The sequence below is a fragment of the Burkholderia pyrrocinia genome, assembly GCF_022809715.1.
In the GTDB taxonomy this organism is placed as follows: domain Bacteria; phylum Pseudomonadota; class Gammaproteobacteria; order Burkholderiales; family Burkholderiaceae; genus Burkholderia; species Burkholderia pyrrocinia_C.
In genome coordinates this window covers 2,281,726-2,295,801 of record NZ_CP094459.1, presented here as the reverse complement: position 1 = coordinate 2,295,801, position 14,076 = coordinate 2,281,726, and the positions used below count along the sequence as shown (strand labels likewise).

Below are 14,076 nucleotides of genomic sequence, written 5' to 3'. Positions count from 1 at the left end.
CCCATCGGAAGGAGGAACCCGCAATGACGACCCATCTCACCGGAACGCGCGACGAATGGCTGGCCGAGCGCAGGGCGCTGCTCGAAGCAGAAAAGGCGCTGACGCGGCAAAGCGACGAACTCGCGCGGCGGCGCCAGGCACTGCCGTGGGTGCGCGTCGACAAGACCTACCGGTTCGACACGGAAGAGGGGCAGGCGACGCTCGACGACCTGTTTCGCGGCCGTTCGCAACTGCTCGTCTATCACTTCATGTTCGGCCCCGACTACAAGGCCGGTTGCCCGTCGTGCTCGGCGCTTGCGGACGGTTTCGACGGTTTTGCCGTACACCTGGCGAACCACGACGTAACGCTCGCGGCCGTGTCGCGCGCGCCGCTCGCGAAGCTGCTCGCGTACCGGCAGCGGATGGGGTGGACCTTCCCGTGGGCGTCGTCGGTCGGCAGCGATTTCAACTTCGACTTCAACGTGTCGTTCACCGAAACGCAGCAGCGCACGGGCGACGTCGAATACAACTACGCGCGGGCGGGGCACGCGATGGACATGGATCCGCCGCCGGCGCCCGTCGTGCAGTTCGCGGCGACGTGCGGCACCGACGCGGTCACGTATTCGCTGGACCGGCCGGGGATGAGTGCGTTCGTGCGCGAGGACGGTGCCGTCTATCACACGTACTCGACCTATGCGCGCGGGCTCGACGGGCTGTGGGGGATGTACCAGTGGCTCGATCACGCGCCGCGCGGGCGCAACGAGGCAGGCCCGTGGTGGCGCCGCCACGATGAATACGCGCGCGGCTGAGCGCGGGCCGGCGACGGGCGGGAGGAGCGTGCGATGACACGGCCGGCAATCGGCGACAGGGGCCGCGATCGCGCATTCGGCACGGCGCTCGTCGCGGTGTTCGCCGCCGCGGCGATGGTCACACTGGCGCAGCACGCGTCGATGGACGCGATGGGCGACGAGCCGATGCCCGGCGGCTGGACGCTGTCGTCGGCGTGGCTGCGGCCATGCGGATGGGGCGCCGGCCGCGCGTTCGCGGCGTTCGCCGGCATGTGGGGCGCGATGACGGTGACGATGATGCTGCCCGTGCTGGCGCCGACGCTCTGGCGGTACCGGCAGAGCGTCGGCCCGCTGGGCGCGGCGCGCTCGACCGGGCTGGTCGTCGTCGCGAGCGCCGGCTATTTCGCGGTATGGATGGCGCTCGGCGCGGTGACGTTTGCGCTCGGCGGCACGCTGACGACCGCCGCACGGCTGCCGGCGCTCGCCCGTGCGATGCCGTTCACGGCCGGCGCGGTCGTGCTCGGCGCGGGCGTGTTGCAGTTCTCGGCGTGGAAGGCGCGCCGGCTGGCGTGCTGCCGGCACGCGGCGGCGGGCCCGCACCGGTCGCGGGCGGCCGCCGGTGCGGCCTGGCGGCACGGCGTGCGAACCGCGATGCGTTGCGGCGCCTGTTGCGGGAACCTGATGGCGATCGCGCTGGCGGCCGGCATGATGGATCTGCGCGTGATGGCCGCCGTGACGGTCGCGATCGCCGCCGAGCGGCTGGCGCCGGCCGGCGAGCGTGTTGCGCGGCTGGTCGGCGGTATCGCGATCGGGGGCGGCCTCGCGATGATCGCGCGCGCGGCCGGGCTGGTATAAGGCCGGGGAGGCGAGCCGATCCGGCGCGTCGCCGGCCGCGGGCGACCGGTGCCGCGGCTGGCGTGTGGCTCGGCCGCGACAGCCGCAGCTGCCGCGGCGCAGCCCGTTGCGCGAATGGCTCGATGCGGCGGTGAAACGAAAGGCGATCGAAAACGAACCGAACGGCGATCCGAACGATTCGGCCCCCGAACACACGAAAACGGCTAAGCCGTTGTTCGTGTTGTGAAAATTCGCAGCGCTTCGCGTATAATTCGCTTTTGCGCCCATAGGATTTGCCATGCGTCTGATCCAAAAAGCACTCACTTTCGATGATGTGCTCCTCGTACCCGCCTTCTCCGACGTTCTCCCGCGCGACACCAGCCTCAAGACCAAGCTGACCCGCAACATCTCCCTGAACATGCCGCTCGTGTCCGCCGCCATGGACACGGTCACCGAAGGTCGTCTCGCGATCGCGATGGCGCAGCAGGGTGGCGTCGGTATCGTCCACAAGAACCTCACGCCGGCCGAACAGGCCCGCGAGGTCGCGAAGGTCAAGCGTTTCGAGTCGGGTGTCGTCCGTGACCCGATCACGGTGCCGCCGCAAATGAAGGTGCGCGACGTGATCGCGCTGTCGCGCCAGCATGGCATCTCGGGTTTCCCGGTCGTCGAAGGCCCGCAGCTCGTCGGTATCGTCACGAACCGCGACCTGCGTTTCGAAACGCGCCTCGATGAGCCGGTCAAGTCGATCATGACGCCGCGCGAGCGCCTCGTCACGGTCAAGGAAGGCACGCCGCTCGCCGAAGCGAAGGCGCTGATGCACAGCCACCGCCTCGAGCGCGTGCTGGTCGTCAACGACGCGTTCGAACTGCGCGGCCTGATGACCGTCAAGGACATCACGAAGCAGACCGAGCACCCGGACGCGTGCAAGGACGAACACGGCAAGCTGCGCGCAGGCGCGGCGGTCGGCGTCGGTCCGGACAACGAAGAACGCGTCGAGCTGCTGGTGCAGGCCGGCGTCGACGTGATCGTCGTCGATACCGCGCACGGTCACAGCAAGGGCGTGCTCGAGCGCGTCCGCTGGGTCAAGCAGAATTTCCCGCACGTCGAAGTGATCGGCGGCAACATCGCGACGGCCGCCGCCGCGAAGGCGCTCGTCGAATACGGCGCGGACGCGGTCAAGGTCGGTATCGGCCCCGGCTCGATCTGCACGACGCGGATCGTCGCGGGCGTCGGCGTGCCGCAGATCAGCGCGATCGCGAACGTCGCGGAAGCGCTGAAGGGCACCGGCGTGCCGTGCATCGCCGACGGCGGCGTGCGCTTCTCGGGCGATGTGTCGAAGGCCCTCGCGGCCGGCGCGAACGCGGTGATGATGGGCAGCATGCTGGCGGGCACCGAAGAGTCGCCGGGCGACGTGTTCCTGTACCAGGGCCGCCAGTACAAGGCGTACCGCGGCATGGGTTCGGTCGGTGCGATGAAGGACGGCGCGGCAGACCGCTACTTCCAGGACAACTCGGCGAACATCGACAAGCTCGTGCCGGAAGGCATCGAAGGCCGCGTCGCATACAAGGGTTCGGTCAACGCGATCCTGTTCCAGCTGGTCGGCGGCGTGCGCGCCAGCATGGGCTACTGCGGCTGCCGGACGATCGACGAGCTGCACGACAAGGCCGAATTCGTCCAGATCACCGCTGCGGGCATGCGCGAGTCGCACGTGCACGACGTGCAGATCACGAAGGAAGCGCCGAACTACCACGTGGACTGACCGCCGATGAAACCGCTGCTGCGAGCCGTGCTGATCATCGATGCCGTGCTGCTGCTGGCGTTCGGCGTGCTGTTCGTGCTGACGCCCTGGCAGTCGCTCTTCAACGCGCTGCAGCTTGCGAACATCCAGCCGGCGATGCTCGGCCAGGCGTTCGGCATCGCGTTGCTCGGGCTCGCGTGGCTCGCGTTTCATGCGGCGTTCAACGGCGATCTCACGGCGCCCGTCGCGCGGTCGGTCGGCCACGTGTACTGGCTGACCGGCGCGCTGACGATCGTCTGGTCGATCGGCACCGGCAGCGGTCCCGCGCTCGCGGCCGCCGGCCGGGTGCTGTCGGCCGTGGCCGGGGTCGCGCTGATCGTGCTCGGCCTCGGCGGCGTGCGGCTCGCATCGGCCGTGCGCCGGCGCGAGAAGGCGCAGGCGCTCGACGCGCGCGCTCCGGCGCAGCGTCCGGCCGAGCCGGCGATGGCGCCGGCGTCGTCGCCCGCACCGCAGCGCGTCGAACCTGTCGTCAGCCGTCCTGCGGCGCCTGCTGCACCTTCGTCGGCTGCATCCAGCCAATCATCGTCGGGCGGTGTCGCACTCGACGAGCGCCCGCCGATGCAGGATTGACCGGCCATGCGTCGCGCGTGCCGCCTGCCGCCCGACGCCGCTGTCCATGCTATTGACGCAGCGCTTGATGCGCTGCTTTTCTTATTCTCTTCATCCCGTCCGCAGCCATGCACGACAAAATCCTGATTCTCGACTTCGGTTCGCAAGTCACCCAACTGATTGCGCGACGCGTGCGTGAAGCGCACGTCTACTGCGAAATTCATCCGAACGATGTGTCCGACGACTTCGTCCGCGAGTTCGCGCCGAAGGCGGTGATCCTGTCGGGCAGTCACGCGAGCACGTACGAAGACCACCAGCTGCGCGCGCCGCAGGCCGTGTGGGATCTCGGCGTGCCGGTGCTCGGCATTTGCTACGGCATGCAGACGATGGCCGTGCAGCTCGGCGGCAAGGTCGAGTGGAGCGACCATCGCGAATTCGGCTATGCGGAAATGCGCGCGCACGGCCATACGCGCCTGCTCGACGGCATCGAGGATTTCACGACGGCCGAAGGCCACGGGATGCTGAAGGTCTGGATGAGCCACGGCGACAAGGTCGCCGAGCTGCCGCCGGGCTTCGCGCTGATGGCGTCGACGCCGAGCTGCCCGATCGCCGGCATGGCCGACGAGGCGCGCGGCTACTACGCGGTGCAGTTCCACCCGGAAGTCACGCATACGGTGAAGGGCCGCCAGATCATCGAGCGCTTCGTGCTGCAGATCGCCGGCGCGAAGCCCGACTGGATCATGCGCAACCATATCGAGGAAGCCGTCGCGAAGATTCGCGAGCAGGTCGGTGACGAGGAAGTGATTCTCGGCCTGTCGGGCGGCGTCGATTCGAGCGTCGCGGCTGCGCTGATTCACCGCGCGATCGGCGACCAGCTCACCTGCGTGTTCGTCGACCACGGCCTGCTGCGCCTGAACGAAGGCAAGATGGTGCTCGACATGTTCGAGGGCCGTCTGCACGCGAAGGTCGTGCACGTCGACGCGTCCGATCAGTTCCTCGGCCACCTGGCCGGCGTGACCGATCCGGAAGCGAAGCGCAAGATCATCGGCCGCGAGTTCGTCGAGGTGTTCCAGGCCGAGGCGAAGAAGCTGTCGAAGGCGAAGTGGCTCGCGCAGGGCACGATCTATCCGGACGTGGTCGAATCGGGCGGTACGAAGACGAAGAAGGCGACGACGATCAAGAGCCACCACAACGTCGGCGGCCTGCCGGAAACGCTTGGCCTGAAGTTGCTCGAGCCGCTGCGCGACCTGTTCAAGGACGAAGTGCGCGAACTGGGCGTCGCGCTCGGCCTGCCGCCGGAGATGGTGTACCGCCATCCGTTCCCGGGCCCGGGCCTCGGCGTGCGGATTCTCGGCGAAGTGAAGCGCGAATACGCTGAACTGCTGCGGCGTGCGGACGCGATCTTCATCGAAGAGCTGCGCAACACGACGGCGACCGCGCAGGATGCGGCTGCCGGCCTGTGCGGCGAGGCCGATGTCGGCAAGAGCTGGTACGACCTGACGAGCCAGGCGTTCGCGGTGTTCCTGCCGGTGAAGTCGGTCGGCGTGATGGGCGATGGCCGCACGTACGACTACGTGACGTCCCTGCGCGCGGTGCAGACGACCGACTTCATGACCGCACACTGGGCGCACCTGCCGTACGCGCTGCTCGGCCGCGCGTCGAACCGGATCATCAACGAGGTGCGCGGGATCAACCGGGTGGTGTACGACATCTCGGGGAAGCCGCCGGCGACGATCGAGTGGGAGTGATTCGGCGTCCGGCACCGGCCGGCATCCGTTGGCAGTAAAACACACCTAAGCCCGCGATTTTGCGGGCTTTTTTGCATTCCTGTCTGGCAATGGCCGGTATCTTCCGGCACCCTCAAGCACGTTTTCCTTATGGTATGAACGATGGTATCGTTTCTGCATGATGCCAAGACTGACCTGCGGCGGAATTTTGTGACCAATCAGGCAGTGAGTCTCGTGTCGATATTATCGGAATCCAGCCAGGCTCGACGGACCGTAGCGGGAGGTTGATAGCGATGTGCGCTATGGGGCCGGCGCTCGTTGTAGAACTGCCGCCAGCGTTCGATGAGCACCTTGGCCTCGGCGCGGCTGCGGAACCATTCCCGGTTCAGCAATTCGTCGCGCAGCTTGCCGTTGAAGCTCTCGACGAACCCGTTTTGCCACGGACTGCCGGGCGCGATGAAGGCCGGGCCGATTTCAGCATCTCGCAGCCAGCGCATGACCTTGGCAGCGGTAAATTCGGCGCCGTTGTCCGACCGAACGAATGCGGGCTTGCCGTACAGCCGCATCAGTCGCGACAGCGTCAGAATCACATCCTGCGACCGCAGGCTGGCGCCGACCTCGATCGCCAGGCACTCGCGGGTGTATTCGTCGATCACGCAAAGCATCTTCAACGCCCGCCCATCCACCAGTTGATCGTGCACAAAGTCGTAACTCCATACCGAATTGGGTTGTGTCGCACCGGGCAGGCGAATGTCGTTGCCACAACGACGACGGCGAGGACGCCGCCGCGGAATGTTGAGCTGCAAGGCTCGCCACATTCGCCGCACGCGCGATTCGCCCAGCGCCAGCCAAGCCGACATCCACCGGTAGCCGAAGCGCGGCACTTCCTGAGCGGCCGCGATCAGTCGCTCGCCCAGGCTCCGATCCTTCTCCGGTTGCTTGAGCGTATAGGTTGCCACCCGGCGACTCAGCCCCAGGTAGCAACATGCCTTGCGTTGCGAGAGCCCCCGCCGAGTCAGGACTTCCAGCGCTTCGCGCCGGCCCGTCGGGGTGCTCATTTTTTTCGGCTGAATTCCTTCAGGCCGTCGATCACCAGCATCTGCTCGGCGATCAGGCGCTTGAGCCGATCGTTCTCCGATTCCAGCTCCTTAAGTCGACGCGCGTCAGCCACGTCCATCCCGCCGAACTTGTTGTGCCAACGATAGAAGGTCTGTTCCGAGATGTTGTGGCGCTTGCACAGATCCTTCACCGGCTCATCCCGGCTCTCGGCCTCTCGCAAGATGCGGATGATCTGCTCGTCGGTAAATCGCTTCTTCATCGAGTTCTCCTTGCCTCTAGGATAAAAGAGAACTCACTTGCCAAATGGCTACAAGAAACGCCTCAGGTCACCGCCGTTCCTGCGACGATGGCCGTACTCATGGTAGCGGCGAAGAGCCTTGTCGAGGTCCTCCTGTTCAGTCGACGTATCCTCCATCGCATGTGCATCCAGTTCGAGCCAACATGCCTCGAAGGGAACTTTGCTGTGCATGCCAAGAATAGTCATGCTGGCGTAGGTGCGATGCAGCCATTGGCGTGTGGCTGCGGACAACTGAACGCGCGTTTCGACTTCGCTAGTCTTCAGTGCGACCTTGGCGAGCGACAAGGTTCGGTAGATGTCTTCTGGTGCCGACCGTTCCCTCCTGCGTATCAAGCGCCGCCCATACTCCACAAGCACCGGCCACGCTGCCTCCTGGTTTTGGACGATGCGGCCAAGCCGCTCAGCGGCCGTAGCCTCAGCCTCCCGGCTTCCGTCAACCGCGCTGACCACGACGATGCGCAAGTGTCTGCATACCAGGGTAGCGTCCAAGGACGATGCCAACAGCTGCGCCGCCCACGCTTGGCCAATCTCGCGCAGTCCGTCGGTTCGTCCCGCGCCCAGCCGGATGATGTCCTCGGCCAAGGCTTCGCGGATCGTGCCGCTGCTGTTTGGGCACACAGCCAAGACCCCCGCGTCGATCGTGCCGTCGGAAACGCCCCTGGACAAGTCCATCAGGGCATCCCAAAGGTCATCCCCCCGTTGAAGCCCGCGCTTGGCCTGAAGCTCCACGTGCTTTTCCTAGCTGAAGCTGCCGGCTCAGCACTGTTGCGCTCAAAGCTCTTGGAAGGAGCTGTAACCGGCGGGCTACGGCCGGATCTCCTCCGAGCAGCTGTGTTCAAAGGGCTGTACTCGGAGGAGGAGGCAATCGCTGTGGCCCGCTTGCTTCACAGCGAAGATGCTCGGCTGCGCTATGCCGCTTTGCCCATTCTCGACGTGAAGTATCTCCATCCGGATCAAGTGCGCGATGAGAGCAACCGGCTGTTATCGGACAAGGAGTTGGACATCAGAGATGGCGCCAGTCAAGCGCTACGAGGCCTGGAGGCATCTGGCGCCGAACCGCAAAAGGCATTGTCTGCTTTCGCTGCGGAATCGGCTTCGGCGGCCAGGGCAGGAGTAAACCGGTTGGACTAGCCACGCAACAATTTTTAGCGCTCGCTGGACATGGTATTTCTGATGGTATCGAGAATATAAGCGGAAAAAATATCCATGAAAATCAATAGACTATGTCTTTTGTAGATCACTGAGTGGGAAGCATTCCTGCTGAATCAGCGCTTGATTCCGCTCTCGTCGTTGCGCATTGGTTGATGTCGCGATAGTTCGTAGGCGGATTGCTGGTTCAGCGCGTCAGCTGTCCAGTCGCAGATTCGGACAAGAAACGGCCTGGCGGTTGCCAGGCCGTTTGCATTGATGCGTTGCATGAGTCAGGAAGCGTCGTGCGGCATTCTTGCCGCGGCAATCTGTTGTCGGGTTTCGTCGGCACTGCTTTCAGCAGCCGAAGGTGCGTTCGATGGCGATGGCTTGCGCCCCTTGCTCCGATTTCACGTGTGCGAGCGTACGAGCGAACGCAAATACATGGGCACCTTCGCCTTGCTCGTTGTCTGGACACGTGTCATCAGATCGTGATCGATACGATCCAGTCCATAAGTCCGCGCAATGTCGTGCTGCAACCGGCACCACAGATGACCGGCCATCTCGGCGTCGACCATGGCCCGGTGAGCGCGGCCCGATTTCGGCAACTGCAGCGTCTCGGCCAGGCTCGACAGGCGGTGACTCCGAACGTCCGGGTAGATGCGTCTCGCCACAAGCATCGTGCAGGCAAAGGAGTGCTCGGCTGACATGTCGAGAAGTCCGAGTTCCGACTGCCAGAACCGTTTGTCGAAACCGGCGTTGTGCGCCACGACGGCATGCTTGCCGACGAACGCCGCCGCTTCTTTCATGACTTTCGACGCCGGGGGAGCCGACGCAATCATGTCGTTCGTGATGCCGGTCAGCGCGACGACATCGGACGGTATGCGTCGGCCCGCATTCATCAAGCTCTGGAAACGGTCGACGACTTGTCCGTCGCGTAGAAGGATGACGGCGATTTCGGTAGCACGGTCGCCCAGATTCGGCGAAAGCCCGGTCGTTTCGAAGTCCAGTACCGCAACGGTTTGCATTGTTGAATCCTATTGCTTCATGCGGTGGCGCGTTAGTTTGGCCAAGAGGTTAGCATCTTCGGGCCTGTGAAAGACGCGTCCAGCCCGAGAAGCGATCGTCCTCGCCATTTCGCCGCTTGCGATCCTGTGCCATGGGGGCGTTGTCAACCTCCGATTCCAAGACTGCGGTGCGATGCAGATCGGTTCAACGGTTTCATGCAGCGCGCCTTTTCGATCGTCGAATGCGTGCTGCCGATGCGTCGCGCATGACGCATGACGCGTAACACGGCTGCGTGCCGCGCGCGATGGCTTCGGCGGCAACGTTTCGAGTGTGCCGAGCGGGCGCGGCAGCGCATCGAAGCATGCTGCGAGCCCGGAACGGGGCACCGATGCGAGGCCGGCCCGCTGACGGTCAGTTCGCGAGATCGCCGAACATGCGCACGCAATGCGTGCCGATGTCCGGATCCGTGTCGCGTTTTCCGAGTTCCGCCAGATACGGCCACGGATAGATGCCGCGAGCATGACCATCGCCGAACAGCAGGCGAATGCCGTAACCGGCCGCTTCCACGCCGTCCAGCGTCACGTCCGGTCGCGCGTCGACCACGCCTGCGCCGAACCGGATCTTGCGGCAAGCAGCGCACGGGCAACTGCTGCGTAGCTGCACATAACCGATGCGTTGCATGTCGCCGCCCGGCCAGCGCAGCGTCAACGCACGCGCTGCGTGGTCGAGCACGATTTCGGTCGGTGGTGTCATCGTGCTTCTCCGATCTGCTGGATCGCGATCCGCACGGCCTTGCGCACTTCGGGATCGCGATCCTCGAGTGCGTCGTGTAGTGCGGGCAGCGTGCCGGGGTCGCGCAATTCGCCGAGTGCAAGTGCGGCTTCCTTGCGCAGATTGCTGATCGCATGCGAGAGCAGCACGACGACGGCCGGCGCCGCAGCAGCATCGCGTAGCTGCCCGAGCGCGCGCACGGCGCGCAATCGCACTTGCCAGTAGTCGTCGTCGAGTGCGGCGACGAGTTGGTTACGCGCGATCGCGACACGCAGCTTGCCGAGTGTTGCGGCCGCTTCCTCGCGGACCTGCCATGCAGTGTCGCGCAGTGCCACGAGCAATGCGGTGACAACGGTCGTGTCACCGGGTGCCGCGAACCCGATCGCGCCGACCGCAACACGCCGCACGTCCGCGTCGGCGTCGGCTGTCGCGATGCGTGCGAGCGGTGGCAGTGCGCGTATATCCCTGAGCCAGCCGAGCACGGCGACGGCCTCGGCGCGCACGGCCGCGGCGTCGGCGTCGAGTGCGCGCAACGCAGGCGCGAACGCATCGGGATCGCGCAACTCGCGCAGCCCGCGCAGCACGGCGCTACGCACGAACGGCTCGGGCCGGTCGGCCCAGCCGCACAGCACGGCGCCCGATGTCGCGTCCTTCAGTTCGGACAGGCTCTGTGCAGCGGTGGCGCGCACACCGTCGTCCGGATCGAGCAACGCGCGGCACAGCGCATCGACGACGTCGGGCTGTTCCCATGCGCTGAGCACACGAGCCGCCTCGCTGCGCACGTCGGCCGACGGATCGTCGCGCAGCGCCGCGACGAACGCGGGTACGAGATCGGATTCCTCGAGATCTGCGAGCTCAAGCAGCGCGATGCGGCGCACGGATGCGTCGGGCGCAGCGAGGCGGGCGACGAGCGCGACCAGATCCGGATCGTGCGTGCCGGGCAGCGAGGAGGTGGAAGAGAAAGCGGTCATGGGCAAAAGGTCGGTTCGATGAAAGGGCGGCTGCTCGTGGAACGCGGTGCATGGGCGATGCGAACCTGGCGAACGTCGGCCCGGCCATCACGTCGTCGATGCACGACCCGCTCGGGCGGCATGACGACGATTGGCCGCGCACCCGGTCAGCGCAGCAGGTAAGGAATCTCGACCTTGACCGCACCGGTCGGGCAATCGCGCTCGCACGGCATGCAGTACCAGCATTCGTCGAACTGCATGTAGGCCTTGCCCTTGGTCACGTCGATCGCGAGCAGGTCGAGCGGGCACACGTCGACGCAGACGGTGCAGCCCTTGTCTGCGATGCACAGCGTCTCGTCGATCGTGACGGGCGCGCTGCTGCGCTGGAAGATGTCGTGCGGGGTATGGGGCATGGTAAGGCTCCTCAGAGAGCGGCCGCGAGCGCGGCCGGTTCACGGATGCGCAGATGCGCGTAGGCGCCGCGTTCGTCGTCGGCCAGCGGCACGATGTAAGGCTCGATCGGCCGCTTCTCGCTGCGCATCGCGCCGTAGGCATCCTTGCGCAGCCACGTATGGCAGAACCATTCGGCGTCGTTGCGGTGCGGATAGTCGACGCGATGGTGATACAGCCCCCAGCGGCTCTCGGTGCGGAACAACGACGCGCGAGCGGCCATTTCCGCGCAGTCGCGGATCGCCCGCACTTCGGCCGCGCGCATCAGTTCGTGAGGGTGGCTCGCCTTTATTTCTTCGATATCCTCAGTAATCTCGTCAAAACGCTGAAGCCCGATTTCCATCTTGCGCGTCACCTTCGGCGGTTGCAGGTAATCGTTCACCATGCGGCGCAGCTTGTATTCGACCTGTGCGGGCGCCAGGCCGCGCTCGCGTAACAGCGGGGCGAACACGCGTGTACGTTCGGCGTCGACCTGTTCGTCGTCCACCGGTGCATGGTCGCGGCCGGCCACGTAGTCGGCCGCGTTCTGCCCGGCGAACCAGCCGTACGTGAAAGCGCCGAGCATGTAGTTGTGCGGGACGGCGGCCATGTCGCCGGCGGCGTAGAGCCCGGGAACGGTCGTCTCCGCGCGTGCGTTCACGTAGACGCCCGACGCGCTGTGGCCGCTGCAGAAGCCGATCTCGGAGATGTGCATTTCGACCATCTGGCTGCGGTAGTCGGTCCCGCGCCCCGCATGGAAGCGGCCGCGGCTCGGCCGCTCGTTCGTATGCAGGATCTGCTCGATGGTTCGGATCGTTTCTTCCGCGAGGTGGTCGAGCTTCAGGAACACGGGGCCATTGCCGCTTTGCAGTTCCTGATAAAACTCCCACATCATCTGGCCGCTCCAGTAGTCGCACTCGATGAAGCGCTCGCCCCGGCCGTTCGCGGTGAAGCCGCCGAGCGGCCCGGTCACGTATGCGCATGCAGGACCGTTGTAGTCCTTGATCAGCGGATTGATCTGGAAGCATTCGAGATTCGCGAGCGCGGCGCCGGCGTGATAGGCCATCGCGTAGCCGTCGCCCGCGTTGGTCGGGTTCTCGTACGTACCCATCAGGTAGCCCGACGCCGGCAACCCGAGCCGGCCGGCCGCGCCGCAGCAGAGAATCACGGCCTTCGCGCGGATCACGTGGAACTCCGCGGTGCGGCAGTCGAAGCCGAGTACGCCGCTCGCGCGGCCGTGCGCGTCGGTCAGCACGCGCGTCGCGACGATCCGGTTCGTGATCGCGATGCGTGCGCGCTTCAGTTGTCGGTACAGCACCTTCTTGATGTCGTGTCCTTCCGGCATCGGCAGCACGTACGAGCCCATGTGATGGACCTTCTTCACTGCATAGTCGCCGGTGCCGTCCTTCTCGAACTTCACGCCCCAGCGGTCGAGCTGTTCGATCGTCGCGAAGCTGTGCGTCGCATACGCGTACACGGCTTCCTGGTCGACGATGCCGTCGTTGGCGATCGTGATCTCGCGCGTGTACTGCTCGGGCGTCGCATGCCCGGGGATTACCGCGTTGTTCAGTCCGTCCATTCCCATCGAGATCGCGCCGCTGCGCTTCACGTTGGCTTTTTCGAGCAGCAGCACGCGCAGGGACGGGTCGCGTTCCTGCGCCTTGATCGCCGCCATCGGGCCGGCCGTGCCGCCGCCGACCACGACGACGTCGTATTCGTGCAGATGGGTATTCATTTCGGGTTCCTTGCAGGTTTGCGCGCCTTCTGCCGGTCGATGCGCAACCGGTACTGGAAGGCGTCGCCGCGGAAGTAGAGGTATTCGTAGTCGATCGGTGCGCCCGATGCGTCGTGCGTGAGGCGCTCGATGCGCAGCACGGGGCTGCTTTCCTCGACGTGCAGCGCGTCGACGATCTCGTCGTCGGCGAGGATCGCGTCGATCGACACGTCGGCATGACCGAGCGGGATGCCGCAGTCGTTTTCCAGGATCAGGAAGATGTCGCGGGTCGCGAGATCGGTGCCCGCAAGACGCTTGCCGAGCGCTTCGGGCACCCAGGTCTGTTCGAGCGACACGGGCTCGCGGTTCAGCAGCCGCACGCGATGGATCTCGACGAGCGGCGCGCCTTCCGGCACGTTCAGCTTCGTCGCGAGATGGCGATCGGCCTTCACGGTGCGAAAGCTGCGCAACTGGTTGACGATCTCGTAGCCCATCGACGACATCGCCTCGGCGAACCCCTGCAGCGACGTCACGTTCTGGAACGCCTTCGGCTTCGACACGAACGTGCCCTTGCCGTGCAGCTTGAACAGCAGGCCTTCCTTCTGCAGGTCGCCGAGCGCCTGGCGCACCGTGATGCGGCTGACGTCGAACATCGCGCAGAGTTCGTGCTCGGACGGCATCCTGCTGTGCGGCGCATGGGTGCCGTCGAGAATGCGCGCGCGCAGCGTGTCCTTGATCTGCACGTAGAGCGGGGCCGCCGACAGCGGGACGACGTTGGTTGGAGGCATCGGTCAACTTGTTATGACAAGATGGTCCGAGTGTAGCCAGCGCGATCGTGCGTCCAAACCAACCATTTCTGATTTCGACTTTCCGAAATCGGAAAAGCGGGGCGGCGGGCCGGAGGGGCGCTCCTGCGTTCGGTGTTCGAACGATCCGCCCGTTGCCAGCCGCGCGGATCGGCTGACAATCCAAAAAATCGCCGGCGCGTGCGCCGCACATGTCGATTTCCCGATGCGTCGCTCGTCGTATCCATGTCGACCGGGT

Annotated in this window: 14 protein-coding genes; 6 read left to right on the top strand and 8 right to left on the bottom strand. The window is 65.5% G+C overall.

Features of this window, described 5'->3' with window-relative positions:
- The first annotated feature begins 23 nt into the window (after positions 1-23).
- From MRS60_RS10665 to guaA, 5 genes are all read left to right on the top strand, one after another.
- Positions 24-788: a DUF899 domain-containing protein gene (locus MRS60_RS10665; protein ID WP_243564676.1), complete on the top strand. Its 765-nt coding sequence runs from the start codon at positions 24-26 to the stop codon at positions 786-788.
- 33 nt (positions 789-821) lie between these two features.
- Positions 822-1,622: a DUF2182 domain-containing protein gene (locus MRS60_RS10660; protein WP_243564675.1), complete on the top strand. Its 801-nt coding sequence runs from the start codon at positions 822-824 to the stop codon at positions 1,620-1,622.
- 277 nt (positions 1,623-1,899) lie between these two features.
- A complete protein-coding gene (gene guaB, locus MRS60_RS10655; protein ID WP_034181136.1) occupies positions 1,900-3,360 on the top strand; it encodes an IMP dehydrogenase in 1,461 nt (486 codons plus the stop codon).
- Between the two features lie 6 nt (positions 3,361-3,366).
- On the top strand, positions 3,367-3,969 hold the full coding sequence (locus tag MRS60_RS10650) for a hypothetical protein (RefSeq protein WP_034181137.1): 603 nt from the start codon (positions 3,367-3,369) through the stop codon (positions 3,967-3,969).
- A 107-nt stretch (positions 3,970-4,076) separates the two neighbouring features.
- Positions 4,077-5,696: a glutamine-hydrolyzing GMP synthase gene (guaA, locus tag MRS60_RS10645; protein WP_175749932.1), complete on the top strand. Its 1,620-nt coding sequence runs from the start codon at positions 4,077-4,079 to the stop codon at positions 5,694-5,696.
- 197 nt (positions 5,697-5,893) lie between these two features.
- Here the strand turns inward: guaA and MRS60_RS10640 are convergent.
- A protein-coding gene (locus tag MRS60_RS10640; protein WP_243564674.1) for an IS3 family transposase occupies positions 5,894-6,993 on the bottom strand; the annotation gives its coding sequence in 2 pieces (ribosomal slippage) (positions 5,894-6,741 and positions 6,741-6,993; 1,101 coding nt in all).
- A 48-nt stretch (positions 6,994-7,041) separates the two neighbouring features.
- The gene (locus MRS60_RS10635; RefSeq protein WP_243564673.1) at positions 7,042-7,761 is read right to left on the bottom strand and encodes a hypothetical protein; all 720 of its coding nucleotides are present in this window, start codon (positions 7,759-7,761) and stop codon (positions 7,042-7,044) included.
- 141 nt (positions 7,762-7,902) lie between these two features.
- Between MRS60_RS10635 and MRS60_RS10630 the strand changes: the two genes are divergently transcribed.
- Positions 7,903-8,163, top strand: coding sequence for a hypothetical protein (locus MRS60_RS10630; RefSeq protein WP_243564672.1), 261 nt, complete (start codon positions 7,903-7,905; stop codon positions 8,161-8,163).
- Positions 8,164-8,570: 407 nt separating this feature from the next.
- Here MRS60_RS10630 and MRS60_RS10625 read toward each other — a convergent pair whose 3' ends face one another.
- The 6 genes from MRS60_RS10625 to MRS60_RS10600 form a co-directional block, all read right to left on the bottom strand.
- Positions 8,571-9,188 (bottom strand): 3'-5' exonuclease, encoded by a 618-nt coding sequence (locus tag MRS60_RS10625; protein WP_243564671.1) that lies wholly within the window; start codon positions 9,186-9,188, stop codon positions 8,571-8,573.
- 391 nt (positions 9,189-9,579) lie between these two features.
- Positions 9,580-9,921: a gamma-butyrobetaine hydroxylase-like domain-containing protein gene (locus MRS60_RS10620; protein WP_243564670.1), complete on the bottom strand. Its 342-nt coding sequence runs from the start codon at positions 9,919-9,921 to the stop codon at positions 9,580-9,582.
- Positions 9,918-10,910 carry a HEAT repeat domain-containing protein gene (locus MRS60_RS10615; RefSeq protein WP_243564669.1) on the bottom strand — a complete coding sequence of 331 codons (993 nt, stop codon included), beginning with the start codon at positions 10,908-10,910 and terminating at the stop codon, positions 9,918-9,920. Before MRS60_RS10615 ends, MRS60_RS10620 begins: the two co-directional genes overlap by 4 nt.
- A gap of 146 nt (positions 10,911-11,056) precedes the next feature.
- Complete coding sequence (locus MRS60_RS10610) at positions 11,057-11,302, bottom strand: 4Fe-4S dicluster domain-containing protein (RefSeq protein ID WP_131948657.1); 246 nt, start codon at positions 11,300-11,302, stop codon at positions 11,057-11,059.
- An 11-nt stretch (positions 11,303-11,313) separates the two neighbouring features.
- On the bottom strand, positions 11,314-13,053 hold the full coding sequence (locus MRS60_RS10605) for a fumarate reductase/succinate dehydrogenase flavoprotein subunit (protein WP_243564668.1): 1,740 nt from the start codon (positions 13,051-13,053) through the stop codon (positions 11,314-11,316).
- Positions 13,050-13,820, bottom strand: a complete 771-nt coding sequence (locus MRS60_RS10600) for a GntR family transcriptional regulator (RefSeq protein WP_105390478.1) — start codon at positions 13,818-13,820, stop codon at positions 13,050-13,052. The genes MRS60_RS10605 and MRS60_RS10600 overlap by 4 nt, the downstream gene beginning before the upstream one ends.
- Positions 13,821-14,076 lie beyond the last annotated feature (256 nt).